The sequence below is a fragment of the Proteus sp. NMG38-2 genome, assembly GCF_020640995.1.
Taxonomy (GTDB): Bacteria; Pseudomonadota; Gammaproteobacteria; order Enterobacterales; family Enterobacteriaceae; genus Proteus.
Genome location: NZ_CP085481.1, coordinates 2,210,286 through 2,227,359 on the forward strand (window position 1 = coordinate 2,210,286; position 17,074 = coordinate 2,227,359).

Genomic DNA, 17,074 nt, shown 5'->3' on the forward strand with positions numbered 1-17,074 from the left:
CATTTATCCTTTAAAAAATGGCACTGTTATTTTTCAAGAGATCTTCGACTTGTCTGTCTATTTTTACATTAATCTCATGTTCAATTTTAACATTCATATTAATATTAATCGGCTTATCGGGCGTAGCGACTTCTAGTCGAATACATCCTGTTAACGCTGATATTCCCATCATTAAGGCCGTTAATAAAAATAGTTTTTTTAAAAATAATGGTTTCACTCTGACTCACTCCCTAAATCTGATAAGCTTTTTTCTAACCACTCTTCCAATTGTGAGCCAAATCGTAAACTTCGCCATAATTGAAAGATATTCTCTTCATGCCGATAATTGAGATTAACTTGTCGACGTTTATCTTCTAGAGGATTCGTTCCTTGAATTTCAGCCTCTAATATTAACTCACCTAAATTGCTTAAATTGACGCGAGTCCATGAACGACTGATCTCTAAATATCGCAACCACGCCATAGCAATACCTGCTGACATATTATTATCATCGATTGAATCAACAAAATCTTTATCAAGTCTTAACGTCAAGTAAGATGAATTAGCAAGCCATCCATCTTTAATAATCCATTGATTATTGTTAATAAAGAATGGAAATTCGCCACTAACTTTACCCGATGCAGCAAACTGAGTCACTTTTAATAAAGTAAATAGATGACTTAATTGAATATTATCAAGAGAAATAATTGCCGCATCTCGTTGTGGAATAGTGAGTTTTTCCAATGAAATGGTTCCATCAAGCATAGCTACATTCACATTGGATAAAACTAATGGTTTATTTTCTGTTGCCGGATAAAAACCTTGAAGATCAGCTGTAATATTGGTCATTTCAAAAAGATTATTAACACGCTTTATTCGTAACTGAACAGGCTGTTTAACACCAAGTTGCCATTCATCACCGTTTAAACGCCAAGGTAAAATAAAATCTAACCCTTCTAAAACTCCATCTTTAAGCCACATTCCTCCTTGCTTAACAACAAGATGTCCTCCAGCAATTAAACCTTGTTCTGGTGCAATAGAAAAATCTGCTTGAGTATAGAGTTCTCCTTTATCAAGAGTAATTCCTAAATCTTCTGGCACTAAAGATTGAAAAACATTTATTGGTTGTGAAGGCCAACGCATTTGCCCTCTCAGCCTAGCACCATCCCAACGCGTATTAATTGCAATTGGTCCTATATTGGGTTTGGCACTTAATTCACCTTTCATATTAAAATTAAAGGGTGATTTACCATTGATTGTGGCAATAAAATCGGTTTTATCTAGAAAACCACCAGCAGGAAAGTCTATACGTTGACTGGTTAATTTTAATTTTCCACCAAATGTTGGTTTTTTCTCATCTCTTACCCAGCGAAATGGACTCTCTAAAGATAATCGAGGTGCAGTCATCGTTGTATGTTGGTATTTTAAAACATCAAACCCTGTATTAAGCTTTTCAAAACTGACCAATTTATCAGCCCAATACCCTGTACCAGCAATATCCCAACGAGCTTTTAAAGGCAATAAATTTCCTTCCCCCCAATAACGCCATTGCCACGTTCCATTATCAGGTAAAAAATCAATTGCTTTACCTTGAAAATGAATACGATAGTCGCCCCAAATACTATCTTGTGCGACAACAATCGCATTTAAACGACCGTTAAAACCTTTTGATGAAAATGTTGTTCCTGCTAATGGTAAGCGTGCATCTTTTATAGTGAGCGTTTCAGTTAATGGGCCTTTAAAGCGAAGTAATGAACCAGATTGAAATTCAATCGTAGGATCAGCTAATGCTCCCGTCACGAAAACAGGTAATTGCGCACTGGCTTGCATTAATTGTTTATTAACCACACCAGTAATCTGAATAGGAATATGTGCATCTAGTATATTTACTGCTGTTTCAGGAATTGAAATAACTAAATTTCCTTTTCCAGCATTACCTTCTGTCATTACATTTAATCGTGCTGTTAATCTTAAATTAGACAGGCCTTTTTGCCATTGGGCAATATTAATATTAACGCCACCACGTAATGGCTGATCTAGTCCAAACCATTCCCAACGACCTTGTTCAATTTTTATATTTTCGGGAGTAACATGCCAAGGTAGCAGAGCTAATGCATGGCCTCCCCCTTGTTCCGCAAGTGAAATAGTGCCTGATTGTCCTATCCATTCAAGAATAAGAACTAAGGGATAAGCATAATGCGAGGTTAATAAGGTCGCATCAATCGTACCTTTTTCAGGTAATGAGGTAATATCAAGGGGTAATGCTATTTCAGCAGCAAGTTCAATATTATTATCATCAGGTAAATTTATTTTAAACTGCTTTATATCCAGCCATTTATTGTCTCTAATAAAAATACCAAGTTGAACATTTTCTCCTTGATACGTCACTAATCGGCCACCTTGTTGTGTCTTTAACTGTAGCGCACCTTGATAGCGAGTATTTTCTTTTAAAAATACATTTTCCACATTGACGGCTAAGTAAGGTATCGATGTTAATAATGAATTTATCTCAACAGGCACTGTTGCTGTTTCTTCCTGTTTATTAGGTGGCATCGTTGAAAAACAATGTTCATCAATAGTGAGTTGCTGGCTATTAAATTGCAGTTTATCAATCTGTTCTTTCCGATAAGAAAAAGCAAAATTGTCAATATTTGCTAAAGTACAACGGGCTGTCGTTAATGCAATATTCTCAATAGAAATGCCTGTTCGCTGTAATTGAGGCTGAGATAATAAAAGAGAGACTCCTTCAGGTAGGTAAGATTTAGCAATAACAGGCAACCAACGAGGGATAGACACCCACAACGCCGTACTGATTAGGCCTACACCTACCAGTATCGTCCCTGTCCATTTGATTGTTTTTCTTAACAACACATCATATTCCTTTTAAACAAACCTGAATCATCCACTTACCTCGTTAAATTGTTTATAATGATAGTATTAATTTCTTTCATATTGGGGCTGGATAATTCTTGTTTTTCCAGTCTCTGAACAAAATTTTAATCGAGAGTAGAGAAAACTGGATGAAAATCGTTTCCTATAGTACTAAACATTATGATCGTAAACACATGGAATGGGTCAATCAGCATAATGGATATCATTATGATATTGAATATTTCGATTTTAATTTGACAGAACAAACCGCAAAAAATGCCGTTGGCGCAGATGCAGTTTGTATCTTCGTCAATGACGATGCCAATCGCGCGGTTTTACAAGAACTTGCTAGCCTTAATATTCGCATACTTGCTTTACGCTGTGCGGGCTTTAATAATGTTGACTTAGATGCAGCCGCTGAATTGGGTATCACTGTTGTCCGTGTGCCAGCCTATTCACCAGAGGCTATTGCAGAACATGCTATTGGTATGATGCTCTCCTTAAATCGTCGTATACACAGAGCTTATCAGCGTACCCGTGATGCAAACTTCTCACTAGAAGGTCTAACCGGTTTTAATATGCATAATCGCACTGCGGGTATTATTGGCACCGGCAAAATTGGGCTAGCAACATTACGCATATTAAAAGGTTTTGGTATGAAATTACTAGCCTATGATCCTTACCCAAATCAAGCTGTACTTGATTTAGGTGCTGAATATGTCGATTTAGCTACAATTTACGAAAACTCTCATGTAATTTCATTACATTGTCCGTTAACCGCAGATAACCACCATTTATTAAATGAATCTGCTTTTGCACAAATGAAAGACGGCGTGATGATTATTAACACCAGCCGTGGTGCATTAATTGACTCTGCTGCAGCGATTAATGCTTTAAAACAAGGCAAAATTGGTGCATTGGGTATGGATGTTTATGAGAATGAACGTGATCTTTTCTTTGAAGATAAATCCAATGACGTTATTCAAGACGATATTTTCCGTCGCCTTTCATCTTGTCATAATGTGTTATTTACAGGGCATCAAGCATTCTTAACAGAAGAAGCCTTGATCAGTATTAGTGAAACTACATTACATAATATTAAAGAAGTTGCTTCAGGCAATACCTGTATAAACCAGATTAAAGCGTAATACTCAGCATTCAGATTAAAAGTAATAAAAAAGCAAAAGCCCCCTTCGGCATAATTTAGCCAAGGGGGCTTTTTTATCAGCGAGCAATGTCGTATTTATTTCTCTTGGGTATCGAGAACCTCAGCCGATTTTGTAACACCAAAACGAGATAATTTTTCGTTATCTTCATCAACTTTAAATTGTGAAACCAATTTAGCTAACTGATGGGCTTCATCATCCATATTGGCTGTAATTGCTGCTGATTCTTCAACTAATGCCGCATTTTGCTGCGTCACAGTATCCATCTCACTGACTGCTAACGCAATTTGATTGATCCCCATACTCTGCTCATTAGAAGCAAGGGCAATCTGTTGCATAAAATCATTTACTTGATTAATTGTCGTAACGATCTCTGACATCGAACGCCCCGCTTGAGCCACTTGCTGAGAGCCTACATGTACTTTATTAACAGAATGGGTGATCAGTTCATTAATCTCTTTGGCGGCTTCTGCACTGCGACTTGCCAAATTACGCACTTCCGATGCAACAACGGTAAATCCACGACCTTGCTCACCAGCTCTAGCAGCTTCAACGGCAGCATTTAATGATAAAATATTGGTTTGGTTTGCAATGCTATTAATGATGTCATTGATATCTGCGATTTTCTTCGCACTTTCAGAGATTGAAGACATGGTTTCTACCACGCTATCCATAACACTCTCCCCATTTTGAGCAGAGCTTGTCGCTGTTAAAGCTAATTTACTGGCTTCTCGTGAATTATCCGCATTTTTTTCAACCGTTGTTTTAATTTGCTCCATACTTGCAACCGTTTCTTGTAATGCACTTGCTTGCTCTTCGGTACGAGAAGATAAATCAGTGTTTCCTGTCGCAATTTCGCTTGCACTCACACTAATGGTATTAACAGCATTTTTGACAGAAGAGATCATGTGGCTGAGTGAATTTTTCATCTTATTCATTTCATTGAATAATTGACCAAATTCATTAGTCCCATGATTATCCACTCGCATACTTAAATCACCTTGGCTCATCTTACTAAAAATATCGATAAGTATTTTGATATTGCCGATAAAAGTATGAGAGAACCAACGTAATATAAAGATAAATAATAGAATAACGATAATGCCAGTTGTAATCGACACTATCATCAAGCGTTCTTGTGATACTTTTGCAATATCGATATAACTATTTTCAATACCATTAGCCACAGCATAATATTGCATGGTGATATCGTTTAGCTCGTCCATTTTTACGCTAGCAGAATGTGTTGTCAGCTCACCTCGACGCAATCGTTCTAACGCTCCCGTAAAAATATCGAGCAGTTCATCAAAGCGTTTTGTCATATCGTCTGCTATTTCACGCCCTTCCATCGTTAACTTTTCAGCATCTGCCCAACGGTGGATCTCTTCACGGGTAATTTCAATATACTCAGCTGTTTGATGAAAATATTTTGCAGATGGTTTTTCATTAACTCTTAATTGCCCATCTAAGCCATTAATATTTGCCCTTATCACAGCCATTTGATATCGAGCTTTGCCCATTAGTAACATTTGCTGGCTTAGGCTATTTGATGAAACGAAATTATTATAAGATCGAGTGGAAGCATCATAACTAAAATAAATAATGCTCATAATCAACGCAAATAAAATGGCCAGCATGACCTTAACGGTCTTTTCTATACTGATATTTTTAAACATGGTCATATTCCATCAAAATATACAGAGTTTTTTATCTGTACATTTGTAAGATATCAGAATGCACTCTTTCTCTGACAAAGAGTGTATTCCCTGGTGTAATAAAATAAGGCTAAAATTTACTCATTAGAATATAAAGGCACGTAAGATCTGCCTTTGCTTATAATGTCGGTAATAATGAGAGAAAACTTTAGAGTGCAGTGAAAAGCATTTTTCATTTACCAAATAAACGATTGTTTTATCCAGCTAGAGATAAATTAACTCTATAATATCCCGCAATGATGCTGATTTTACTCAGAAAAAGATAATTTATTAAATATTTTTTAGTTTTTATACTTTATTTATTTGTTTTTATCTTATTAAAGAATAAGTGCATTTACTTATTATCATTAATTTATTTAATTACAGTGTTAATTTACATCAAATATTAAAGATGATTTATTTCCAAATAAAAAAAGACAGTTTCTAAAAACTGCCTTTATTGCTTATTTATTAGGATTAATTTAGTTTTATTGAGAAACTTAAATAATTTTTTTTATTAATAACTTTTCAGTTAGTTCAATAAGTCTTATCACATTCAACGGTGCTTTTCTTTTTTTTAGTTCATCCAAAGAAAGCCATTGGAAAGATTTATTTGCCAATTGACTATTTTTTAGCGGTTTACAAAGGTAAATCATATCAATGTGATAATGAAATCCTTGTTTTTTATCGTGAATAGGTTCTTTTAAAATAGCGAGGGGTTTAACAAGCTCAATAACATCACCATTATTTAAATCAAGATTTAAACCAAGGTTAAATTCTGGCTGATAGCACAAGCACTCACACAATAATCCCGTTTCTTCTTCTATTTCTCTTAATACGGCATTTTGTGGTTCTTCGTTTTCTTCGATATGGCCTCCTGGTGGTAGCCAATATCCTATCTTAGGATGTAAATGGAAAAGAAATTGCCCCTGTTGATTAAATACAATACCTGTTGCAGTGAAATGGCTTTTAGGTACTTCTATTGACATAACATGCGTATCCTTAAGTTTTATAATCTTGTTCCAATGTACATCAAGTCACTCTACTTTTTGTGCTATTGATTATTTTTCGCATTTGTTGAAGCTTGTTTTATTCCCATCAAAAAATCAAAAAAGATCTTCTTGAAATCCTTGCAGGCATTTTCTGGTAATGTGGCTTCATTTTTTAAGTTAATCGCAATATGTGTGAGAAAACCATAGATTAAATTAACGACAACATCAGGAGAGTAAGTGCAAATTTCTTGCTTAGAATAGAGTGTTTCTACGCAGAATTTGATTCGAGGAATAAGAATTTGTGCATCTATTTCATCCCACTCTTTCCAACCTAAAACTGAAATAATCTCTTGTAGCGGAATAAGCTTGTCTTTATTTTGGTAGATATGATCAACACAAAAACTAAAAATAGCCTCAAGCTCTTGCCATTTATCATCATAAATAGGAATTTTAACTAGTTGCTTCATAACGTTATCAACTTGAAAAAGATAGCACTCTTTTAACAGCGCTTTCTTATTACTAAAATGATGATAAAACGCCCCTTTCGTCACTCTTGCGTGACGTGATATTTCATCTATGGAAACATCACAATAGTTTTGATTTATAAATAGTTCTTGCGCTGCTTCACGTAATGCTGTGCGTGTTTGCTCTGAATTCTCTTGTTGCCGTGATTTTATTTTCATGATAAAACCCTTAAAACATACCATAAGTATGTAATAATATATGGGTATCAGTTTCGTGTAAACTGAACAAAATATTTTCAGGAAATTATCATGTCATCTCCGTACAATGGGTTTGCTCCCTTAAATACCTTATCCACATTTAATATAGAAATTATCAAAGAACTTCTTCTCTGGATTGAGGTAAATCTGGAAAAACCGTTGCTACTTGATGATGTTGCGATTAAATCTGGCTATACAAAATGGCATTTACAACGAGTATTTAAGCAGGCTACAGGTTTAACACTGGCTTCATATATCCGTGGGCGACGCTTAACAAAAGCAGCAACCGAATTACGTTTAACAAAATTGCCTATTCTGACAGTGGCACTGCGTTATCAATTTGATTCTCAGCAATCATTCACGCGTCGTTTTAAAGCCACGTTTGGTGTCACCCCCACCGAATACCGCAAACTTGATAATCTTTGTGGTGATAATTTTCAACCACCAATTAATTTTGATGTCACTGATTTGCCCATTCCTAAGATTATGGATCTGCCAGAAAGTTATGTTTATGGCATGCAATACCAATATTTTTGTTCTATCGAAGATATTGGAAAATTACATGAAGATATTCGCCATCAATTTTGGAATGATTTTTTACTGTATACCGATAAGAACTTTACAGAAAGTACAGTACTGATTTCATATCAACCTAATACGTTGCGTAAAAATAAAATCCAAATTGACTATGAAATTGGCTTAAATAGCTTAGATCATTTTACAAAAACGAGTGGCTTTAGAAAAAAACTTATAGGATCGGGTCGTTATGTAAGATTTCAATTTAAAGGGACACTGGAAGAATATAAGCAATTTGCGATGAAAATTTACTTTTATACACTTCCTGCTTTAGGTCTATGCCGTCGTTTAGGAGCTGATATCGAAAAGTATATCAGTATAGAAACAGATATCGATTTAATGGAATTACCAAAAACCTTAGAAATAGATTATTTCGTTCCAATTCACTGATAGCTGTACTAAAAAGCCTGAATATTTCAGGCTTTTTACCCTTTCTTTTTATAAGAAACTTTACTCATTTAAAAGTTATACTTAATTTAAATCACCTGATCTGTATCTCTATAAAAATTAATAAGGTCATCATGCGCACTTCACTTCTATTTTTTCTCTCTACTTTTTTGCTTCCTTCTTTTGCAGGATTAGATCATGGATTTTATAATGAACAAGGCGAACGTTTAACAAGTGAAATAATCAGAGATATACAGCAATGGTATACGCTATTTGTGAAATAGCTTAATAACTGACTTAAAACAGGATTTTTATATCACTATTTCTGTATAATGATAACTATTCTCTCTTCTATAATTAGGATAAGAATGGAAAGCACAACTGCACTTTTACGGCTTGATAAAATAGGCTATCGAATTGACAACAAAACTATCCTCGACAACATAAATTTTGAACTTCAGCCTTCTGAATTTAAACTTATTACAGGCCCTTCAGGGTGTGGTAAGAGTACCTTACTTAAGCTTATTTCCTCTCTGCTATCCCCCACCAGCGGTAGCATTTTCTTCGAAAAGAAAAATTATTTAACTCTCTCACCAGAAGCGTATCGTCAGCAAGTTTCTTACTGTACACAAACTCCGATGTTATTTGGTGAAACTGTTTACGATAACCTTAAGTTTCCTTATTTATTACGAAAACTTTCTGTGGATGACAAAAAACTGGCACACGATTTAGATTATTTTTGCTTGCCCGTATCTATTATGAAAAAAGGGATCAACGAGCTTTCTGGTGGTGAAAAACAACGTATTTCATTAATAAGAAATCTGCAATTTGTACCTAAAATCTTATTGCTTGATGAAATAACAAGTGCATTAGATGAAGATAATAAAACAAAAGTAAATGACATTATTCACCACTATGTTAAAGATCAAAATCTCGCCGTGTTATGGGTCACTCACGATCAAAATGAAATAAAACACGCTGATGATGTGATTTTATTACCTTCTCACAATGATGCCTGATTCTTTATTTCTTTATCAGTCACCTTTTTGTTATGAGCGAACATAATATTATGAACGAACATACGATTAGCAATGAATCTCTTATTTTCTCACTTTTACTCGTTCTTGTGGCTATTCTAATTAGCCGTAAAGAAAAATTATCATTAGAAAAAGATATTATTTGGAGTACCGCTAGAGCTATTATCCAACTCTTAATTGTTGGCTATGTATTGACCTATATATTCCATGTAGACCATTTTATTCTTACCTTTTTAATGGTGCTATTTATCTGTTATAACGCAGCACATAACGCCAAAAAACGCAGTAAATATATTAAAGATATATTTCTTATCTCTTTTACGGCTATTACCACCGGGGCACTATTAACCCTAACTATTTTATTACTCACTAGTTCGATTGCTTTTACTCCTATACAAATCATCCCTATTACCGGAATGATTGCAGGTAACGCAATGATAGCTACTGGCCTTTGTTATAATAATTTAGGGCAACGTTTTCAAAATCAGCAACAGCAATTACAAGAGATGTTAAGTCTTGGAGCTACCCCTAAACTAGCCTCAATGAGTATTATCAGAGACAGTATTAAATCTTCATTAATCCCAACGGTTGATGCGGCAAAAACCGTCGGTATTGTAAGTTTACCAGGTATGATGTCAGGGCTCATTTTTGCAGGTGTTGATCCATTACAAGCCGTGAAATATCAAATTATGGTGACGTTTATGTTGATGGCAACAGCCAGTATTTCGACTATAATTGCATGTTACTTAACCTATAAAAAATTCTTTAATCAACGCCATCAGCTAATTAATTTAGAAAATAGTTAATTTAGAAAATAGTTAATTTTATTGAAAAAGGTCACTAAATAAAGTGACCTTTTATTATTAGTATGCAGGTTTAAATAATTACTTTAATACCGTACACCCCATTTTTTTAACTAACTCACCAGCTTGAGATTTTACATCTTGAGCGCTTTCAGGTAACTGGCTCCAAAGTGTTAAACCTGTTCGTGCTTCCACTTCTTCCGCAGTTACTTGGAATTCACAAAAATCTGCTTTTTTCGGTATTTGTTGATCCATAATAAACGCCGCATAAGAAGAATTTTCTGGTGAATCATTTAGAAAAACCACTTTAAAATAAGCACTTGGAATTGTATGGTCTTTATCTGTACTTGGCAATTTACCCATATCTCTTTCATAGATAGGGCCTGTCACTGTAAAGACTTTGTGGCCTGCTTTTGCCAAATTACGCTCTTGATCTTCTAATCGCACCCATGCACCTTGGTTTAGATCTGCTTTCTGTGGTGTGATATTAGAAAGATAGTTAAGTGCACTCCAACCTGGTAATGCAGCCAATGAAGCTAAAGGCGCCTGATGACCACGGTCAACTTTTAATGTGGCATTGGCATTTTTGTAATCCGCTGGCGATAAGGTTTCATCATTGCCTAAAGCCGGATCTTTTTTCCAGTTACGCGCTTTACCACTACCGATGCTGTCTTTGGTTACTAAATAAGCAACCCAGTCTGCAAACTTGGTTTCGCTATTATTATTTAATGTATAAACATCTCTTTGGATAGTGGTTTCACTTCCTCCTAATGGACAACCAATGCCACAATTTTCATCATTCATTGAACGCTTGGAAATATCACGATCTGAAGTTAACAATGAAGATCCAACATTAGCATTAGATTCAACAGTTATATCGGTATTCGCATAACTGGTGGAGATCATAAGAAATGATAAAATAATAGGTGTAATACGTTTCATATAAAATTCCTTTTTAAAATGAAGAAACAAAAAAACTCGCCGAAGCGAGCTTTTTGTTAAAAGAGAAAAATCCTATTTTCTCTCAATGATGTATTCCAACTATAAACTGCAATACAAAAGCCCCATCGTATTAATGAGGCTATTTTTAATCACAATTTACAGCTCAGAATTTTGCTAAGAAATAAAAAACGGTGAGTAAAAAATCTAAACATCAAATATTACGAACACCGTTCATAGTGGATATTTATTTTCACTGTCCCCAAAAGCAAAAAACCCCGCATTAAGCGAGGTTTAAAAATTATTAGGTTTGGTAAAGACTAAATTTTCACCATGAGAATAATCATGGGATATAATTCTTATTTAGTCAATATGTTTTCTAAATATATTTTTATATATAGAAAAATTTATCTTTATTTTCATTAATACGGAGATAATTATTTACATCACAATTTTCTTGTTGCTCTTGAATTATTAATACTTCTAATCAGTGAGTAGATCCTAGAGCTTTATTTTTTCGTATGTATTATTATTCAAAATCTAATAGAAAAGAAATATCATCATTTTTTACTATATAAAACTATAACTTACCAATAATTAACCATATTAAACTTTATATAAAAGATTTACATTGAGTTGGGTTATAACACGAGAAATCCAGATGCAAAACAGCACCATCCTCCCCATTGAGCACGAAATAAAGGTATACCTTGTAAACGCATTTACTCGAAATAATTCTGGAGGTAACCCTGCAGGTGTCGTACTTAATCCCCCTAATCTAAGTGATACACAAAAAATAGAGATCGCGCGTTTAGTTGGTTTTTCTGAAACAGCATTTGTCTATACAGCCAAAGAGACAGATTTTAAGGTTGATTTTTTCACTCCAGAAGGAGAAGTTGATTTTTGTGGGCACGCAACATTAGCCACCTTCTATACTCTGGCCTCACTTAATCTCATTGAGTCGGGTAGTTACACGCAAAAAACAAAAGCGGGTATTCTAAGTGTCGCAGTAAACTCACAAAGTATTGTTATGGAGCAAACACGTCCTGTTATGCGTCAAGGTCCTAATATTGATGTTGTCGCCACAGCATTGGGTGTAGACCGTGATGTTATTGAAAAAACGGGCTTACCTATTACGATCATTTCGACAGGTTTACACGATATCATTGTGCCTGTGCAACCTGGTTCACTAGATACTTTACAACCCAACTTTGATGCGATTGCAAACCTAAGTCGTGAATTTAACACCATTGGTTTTCACGTATTTGAATTAAGCCAAGATATCGCCATTACAGCTCATTGCCGAAATTTTGCGCCTTTGTATGGTATTAATGAAGAATCTGCAACGGGCAGTTCTAGCGGAGCATTAGGCTGCTATTTGGTCAATTACGTTTTTCCTAATGAAACTTATTTTCTTTTAGAACAAGGTCGGGCGATGGGATGCTCATCATTGCTTGAAGTGACGATTAATTCACACGCTCAGGAAATTCTTCGTGTTAGTGTTGGCGGGCAAGCCGCTATATTCGGAGAAAAGACAATTCATATTTAAATAGAAAAAGCCCTAAAAGGGCTTTTTCTAATTTATAATACGCAAAGTTTTTGGGTTTTAATTAACCACGCCCTTTCGGACGATTAAGAATATGATCTTCCCAATCTTCAACTTCCGTTTCTGGCACTGCAATATACCTTACAGATATATTACCTTGGTGCATTTTTGCTTTATTTCCCGCAATAAGTGGATGCCAACTTTGTAATGTTTTGCCTTCAGCAAGAAGACGATACGCACATGTCAGTGGTAACCACTCAAATGTCGGTAAATTATACCGTGTAAGCTTGATACAATCTGGCTCATAACGGAAACGATCTTCGTAATTACTGCATTGGCAGGTCTTAATATTAAGTTGATTACAAGCGACATTGGTAAAATATATTTCGTCGGTATCATCATCCATTAACTTGTGTAAACAACATTGTCCACATCCGTCACAAAGTGATTCCCACTCATCATCACTCATTTCATCTAATGTTTTAGTCTGCCAAAAAGCCTTTGTCATCTCTACGTTATTACCTTATTGCTCATCTGATACGAATTAAATAACCCGCGTTGTCAGCTGATGCTCGTTAACACTTAATACCAACATATCACCCGATTCTAGAGGGCCAACACCTTCAGGTGTTCCCGTTAAAATCACATCTCCAGGACGTAGGGTAAAAAAGCGAGACATATAGCTGATAAGGGGTAAAACAGGAGTAAGCATATCACGACTGTTACCCTGCTGACGAATCTCGTCATTAACACGTAACATTAAATCGGCATTTTGTGGATCACCAAAAGAATTGACGGGAATAAAACCTGACAGCGGTGCAGAGCCGTCAAACGCTTTACTTTTTTCCCATGGTTGTCCTGCTTTTTTCAATTTACCTTGTAAATCACGTAACGTAAGATCAAGACCAATACCGAAACCCGCAATTGCGCGATCAACACGATCTTCATTAGCTTGTTTGAGTGGTTGACCAATAAGCACAGCTAATTCAATTTCGTGATGGACGGCACCCATATCTTTTGGAATTGCAATAGGTTGTCGAAGATCGCACATAGCAGTTTCTGGCTTGATAAAAATCACTGGTTCTTCTGAACGAACTGAACCCATCTCTTTAATGTGATTTGCATAGTTACTACCAACACAAATGACTTTATTGACAGGGAAATCAAGTAACGCACCTTCCCAATCGCGATGTTGATACATAATGTGTTCCTTTTAGGTAAATTGCTGTGTTTTATTTCACTGCAAATATGGCTAACCCGCGTTAGGCAGTGAGTTTATTTTATTAGCAACGCCATCAGCCATTGTGACAATACTGAGGGCAAAGAAGTAAGAACTATTCCAATGCATAATTGTGCGGAAGTTTTGTGTCACTAAATAACTTCTGTGTAAATCATCATCTGGAATTATTAACCATACCTGCATATTGTCACTTAATTGGCTATTAGCAGGCAATTGAACGCCTAATGCTTTCCATTGAGCGACTGTTTTTTGTTGCTCGGCCTTAATGCCTTCAAGTTGCTGGTTAAAATCTACTGATAAAGTAACCTGTTCCCCCCAAGGAAGTCCACTTTTCCAGCCTTCAGTCGCTAAATAATTAGCAGCCGAAGCAAATGCATCTTCACGCGTATTCCAGATATCGATTTTTCCGTCACCATTGCCATCTGCAGCATAAGTAAGGAAAGAAGATGGCATAAACTGAGTTTGTCCCATAGCTCCCGCCCAGGAACCTTTGAGGCGCTGTCCTTGAGGTAAGTGCCCTTCCTCAATAATTTCAAGTGCTGCCATAAGTTGGCGTGCAAATAGCTCTTCTCGACGACCTTCAAACGCTAGTGTAGCCAGTGCAGAAACGACATCTTCTTTGCCTTGTACCTTACCAAACCCACTCTCAAGTCCCCATAACGCAACAATATAGTTTGCAGGTACACCATATTTTTTGCTGATTTGTTCTAAGGTATCTTGATTTTCTTGGTAAAGTTTAGCCCCTTGGGTTAAACGACCATTGGTAACAATGCGAGGTAAATAAACATCGAGTGTAATTTTCTTTTCTGGTTGATTTCGATCCGATTTAATTACTCGTTCAATAAAATGTGCTTCTGAAAAAGCAAAATCTATTGTTTCTTGTTTATATCCCAATTGAACCGCTTTCAATTTCAGTGCTTCAACATAAGCAGGAAATTGTGCAGCTGTTCGAGCATCTTTAGGAAAAGCCTGTTCTAATGATGCAATATCCACTTGTTTCCATCGAGGTGTTTTTTGTGTTTCAACTGCCGTTGCCTCTGGCGCAATAATTTGTCTTTCCGCCAATTTTTGTTGGCTATTAGTACACGCTGATAGCATTAAACCAGAAACAATCACAGCGATGAACGAATATTTGAACATTTATGCTCCTTTTATCTCGATGATTTATTCAGTTTTTTCTGATTTTTTTAATTCATCTAAATAAGCATTTAACATACTTTCGACAGGTGGTGGAACTTGTAAGTAAAAACCCTGCTCAACTAATGCTTTTTTAACTTTTTCAATGTCGGCATGCGCTAAACGCTGTCTATCCGCGAGATTGAGCAACATTGCAAATTGAGGTTCACCAAAACTTTGTAATAATTCGTCCGGAATTCGAGAAAAATCATCCTTTTTTTCGATGTATAAATAAGTTTGATCACGTTTGGTACTACGATAAATTGCACAAATCATTTTCATTAAACTCTAATTATTAAAATAAGCGACTTGCCTGAATATTTTAGTAAATATAACATGCTTATATACTTTCGTAATATCGTCTCTGGTTTTTTGTGCCAGATTATAAAAAATTTACTGAGTCAGATAGATGTCAAACACGCCCATTGAGTTAAAAGGCAGTAATTTTACCCTTTCGGTACTTCATTTAAATGATGGAACACCGAAAGTTATTCGTCAGGCAATTTCAGAAAAAATTGCACAAGCGCCTCAATTTCTGAAAAACGCGCCTGTGGTTATCAATGTCTCTGCATTAGCAGGTGACAATATTGATTTTAAAAAACTGAGGCGAATTGTAGAAGATGCTGGCTTACGTGTCGTGGGAATTAGTGGTAGTTCAGACGCTCAACAGAAAGAAGCGATAATTGCCGCACAGTTACCTATCTTAAATGAGGGTAAAATAGCTAAGCCAACAACTCAGGCAAATAACGATAAAACGAATGAAGCACCTTCAGCTGTGCGTCAAAAAACAAAAATCATCCATACTCCTGTACGTTCAGGACAGCGCATTTATGCTCAAAATAGCGATTTAGTGGTTATTAGTAATGTGAGTGCAGGCGCTGAATTAATTGCTGATGGTAATGTTCATGTTTACGGCATATTGCGTGGACGTGTACTGGCCGGAGCATCGGGTGATCAAGAGAGTCATATTTTTTGTACACATCTGTCTGCTGAACTTGTTTCCATTGCTGGCCAATATTGGCTAAGCGATCAAATTCCTACAGACTTTGTTGGTAAATCAGTACAACTGAGTTTGCAAGAGAATGAATTAACAATCGAGAACTTAATTTAGAGCATCGACAAGGAATCACTCCATGGCACGCATTATTGTTGTTACGTCAGGTAAAGGTGGGGTTGGTAAAACAACTTCCAGCGCGGCCATTTCTACCGGCCTCGCTCAAAAAGGTCATAAGACGGTTGTTATCGACTTTGATATTGGGTTACGTAATTTAGACCTTATCATGGGTTGTGAACGTAGAGTTGTTTATGATTTTGTTAACGTTATTCAGGGTGATGCCTCTTTGAATCAAGCATTGATTAAAGATAAGCGTACAGAAAACCTATTTATACTCCCTGCTTCACAAACAAGAGATAAAGACGCGCTCACTCGTGATGGTGTAGAACAAGTATTAGATGAACTCGATGAAATGGGTTTTGATTTTATTATTTGTGATTCTCCTGCAGGTATTGAAAGTGGTGCATTAATGGCCCTTTATTTTGCAGATGAAGCAGTCATCACAACAAACCCAGAAGTTTCATCTGTACGTGACTCCGACCGTATTTTAGGCATTCTTGCCTCTAAATCACGTCGTGCTGAGCGCGGTGAAGATCCAATTAAAGAACATCTGTTATTAACACGTTATAATCCAGGCCGAGTGAGCCGTGGTGATATGTTAAGCATGGAAGATGTTCTTGAAATTCTATGCATTCCACTTTTGGGTGTTATTCCCGAAGATCAATCTGTTTTACGTTCATCTAACCAAGGTGAACCAGTTATTTTAGATAGCGAGTCTGATGCAGGTAAAGCTTATTCAGATACAGTAAATCGTTTGTTAGGTGAAGAACATCCATTCCGTTTTATTGAAGAAGAGAAAAAAGGCTTTCTGAAACGCCTTTTTGGGGGGTAA

17 protein-coding genes are annotated in these 17,074 nt (G+C 36.0%); 7 read left to right on the forward strand and 10 right to left on the reverse strand.

What is annotated here, in order from left to right; translation table 11 throughout:
- Positions 1 to 10 precede the first annotated feature (10 nt).
- Complete coding sequence (locus LG402_RS10535; protein WP_109408118.1) at positions 11 to 217, reverse strand: YnbE family lipoprotein; 207 nt, start codon at positions 215 to 217, stop codon at positions 11 to 13.
- Entirely contained in the window at positions 214 to 2,850 is a 2,637-nt protein-coding gene (locus LG402_RS10540; protein WP_227336932.1) for a YdbH family protein, read from the reverse strand. Before LG402_RS10540 ends, LG402_RS10535 begins: the two co-directional genes overlap by 4 nt.
- A 149-nt stretch (positions 2,851 to 2,999) precedes the next feature.
- Here LG402_RS10540 and LG402_RS10545 point away from each other — a divergent pair, with 149 nt between their 5' ends.
- Positions 3,000 to 3,998: a 2-hydroxyacid dehydrogenase gene (locus tag LG402_RS10545; RefSeq protein WP_166541127.1), complete on the forward strand. Its 999-nt coding sequence runs from the start codon at positions 3,000 to 3,002 to the stop codon at positions 3,996 to 3,998.
- 95 nt (positions 3,999 to 4,093) lie between these two features.
- Here LG402_RS10545 and LG402_RS10550 read toward each other — a convergent pair whose 3' ends face one another.
- From LG402_RS10550 to LG402_RS10560, 3 genes are all read right to left on the reverse strand, one after another.
- Positions 4,094 to 5,692 (reverse strand): methyl-accepting chemotaxis protein, encoded by a 1,599-nt coding sequence (locus LG402_RS10550; RefSeq protein ID WP_227336933.1) that lies wholly within the window; start codon positions 5,690 to 5,692, stop codon positions 4,094 to 4,096.
- Positions 5,693 to 6,210: 518 nt separating this feature from the next.
- The gene (locus LG402_RS10555) at positions 6,211 to 6,699 is read right to left on the reverse strand and encodes an NUDIX hydrolase (RefSeq protein WP_166541125.1); all 489 of its coding nucleotides are present in this window, start codon (positions 6,697 to 6,699) and stop codon (positions 6,211 to 6,213) included.
- Between the two features lie 65 nt (positions 6,700 to 6,764).
- Complete coding sequence (locus LG402_RS10560) at positions 6,765 to 7,385, reverse strand: TetR family transcriptional regulator (RefSeq protein WP_109408113.1); 621 nt, start codon at positions 7,383 to 7,385, stop codon at positions 6,765 to 6,767.
- A gap of 90 nt (positions 7,386 to 7,475) precedes the next feature.
- On the opposite strand from LG402_RS10560, the gene LG402_RS22265 reads away from it, so the two are divergent.
- The 3 genes from LG402_RS22265 (at position 7,476) to fetB (ending at position 10,230) form a co-directional block, all read left to right on the forward strand.
- Positions 7,476 to 8,390, forward strand: a complete 915-nt coding sequence (locus LG402_RS22265) for a helix-turn-helix domain-containing protein (RefSeq protein WP_109408112.1) — start codon at positions 7,476 to 7,478, stop codon at positions 8,388 to 8,390.
- Between the two features lie 365 nt (positions 8,391 to 8,755).
- A complete protein-coding gene (fetA, locus tag LG402_RS10575; protein ID WP_227335333.1) occupies positions 8,756 to 9,406 on the forward strand; it encodes an iron efflux ABC transporter ATP-binding subunit FetA in 651 nt (216 codons plus the stop codon).
- Between the two features lie 50 nt (positions 9,407 to 9,456).
- Entirely contained in the window at positions 9,457 to 10,230 is a 774-nt protein-coding gene (gene fetB, locus LG402_RS10580; protein WP_109408313.1) for an iron efflux ABC transporter permease subunit FetB, read from the forward strand.
- A gap of 78 nt (positions 10,231 to 10,308) precedes the next feature.
- Here the strand turns inward: fetB and LG402_RS10585 are convergent, their stop codons facing one another.
- Positions 10,309 to 11,169, reverse strand: a complete 861-nt coding sequence (locus LG402_RS10585; protein WP_227335334.1) for a DNA/RNA non-specific endonuclease — start codon at positions 11,167 to 11,169, stop codon at positions 10,309 to 10,311.
- A 658-nt stretch (positions 11,170 to 11,827) separates the two neighbouring features.
- On the opposite strand from LG402_RS10585, the gene LG402_RS10590 reads away from it, so the two are divergent.
- On the forward strand, positions 11,828 to 12,715 hold the full coding sequence (locus tag LG402_RS10590; protein ID WP_227335336.1) for a PhzF family phenazine biosynthesis protein: 888 nt from the start codon (positions 11,828 to 11,830) through the stop codon (positions 12,713 to 12,715).
- 61 nt (positions 12,716 to 12,776) lie between these two features.
- Here LG402_RS10590 and LG402_RS10595 read toward each other — a convergent pair whose 3' ends face one another.
- Genes LG402_RS10595 through LG402_RS10610 form a run of 4 tightly spaced genes read right to left on the reverse strand, consistent with a single transcriptional unit; the run spans position 12,777 to position 15,404 of the window.
- Positions 12,777 to 13,220, reverse strand: a complete 444-nt coding sequence (locus tag LG402_RS10595; protein ID WP_109408109.1) for a YcgN family cysteine cluster protein — start codon at positions 13,218 to 13,220, stop codon at positions 12,777 to 12,779.
- Positions 13,221 to 13,256: 36 nt separating this feature from the next.
- Positions 13,257 to 13,913, reverse strand: a complete 657-nt coding sequence (locus tag LG402_RS10600; protein ID WP_109408108.1) for a fumarylacetoacetate hydrolase family protein — start codon at positions 13,911 to 13,913, stop codon at positions 13,257 to 13,259.
- Between the two features lie 51 nt (positions 13,914 to 13,964).
- Complete coding sequence (locus tag LG402_RS10605; protein ID WP_166541121.1) at positions 13,965 to 15,092, reverse strand: lytic transglycosylase domain-containing protein; 1,128 nt, start codon at positions 15,090 to 15,092, stop codon at positions 13,965 to 13,967.
- 24 nt (positions 15,093 to 15,116) lie between these two features.
- Positions 15,117 to 15,404, reverse strand: coding sequence for a YcgL domain-containing protein (locus LG402_RS10610; RefSeq protein ID WP_109408311.1), 288 nt, complete (start codon positions 15,402 to 15,404; stop codon positions 15,117 to 15,119).
- Positions 15,405 to 15,537: 133 nt separating this feature from the next.
- Between LG402_RS10610 and minC the strand changes: the two genes are divergently transcribed.
- Both minC and minD read left to right on the forward strand, forming a co-directional pair.
- Positions 15,538 to 16,239, forward strand: a complete 702-nt coding sequence (gene minC / locus LG402_RS10615; RefSeq protein ID WP_166541120.1) for a septum site-determining protein MinC — start codon at positions 15,538 to 15,540, stop codon at positions 16,237 to 16,239.
- A 22-nt stretch (positions 16,240 to 16,261) separates the two neighbouring features.
- Positions 16,262 to 17,074 (forward strand): septum site-determining protein MinD, encoded by an 813-nt coding sequence (gene minD, locus LG402_RS10620; RefSeq protein ID WP_036936680.1) that lies wholly within the window; start codon positions 16,262 to 16,264, stop codon positions 17,072 to 17,074.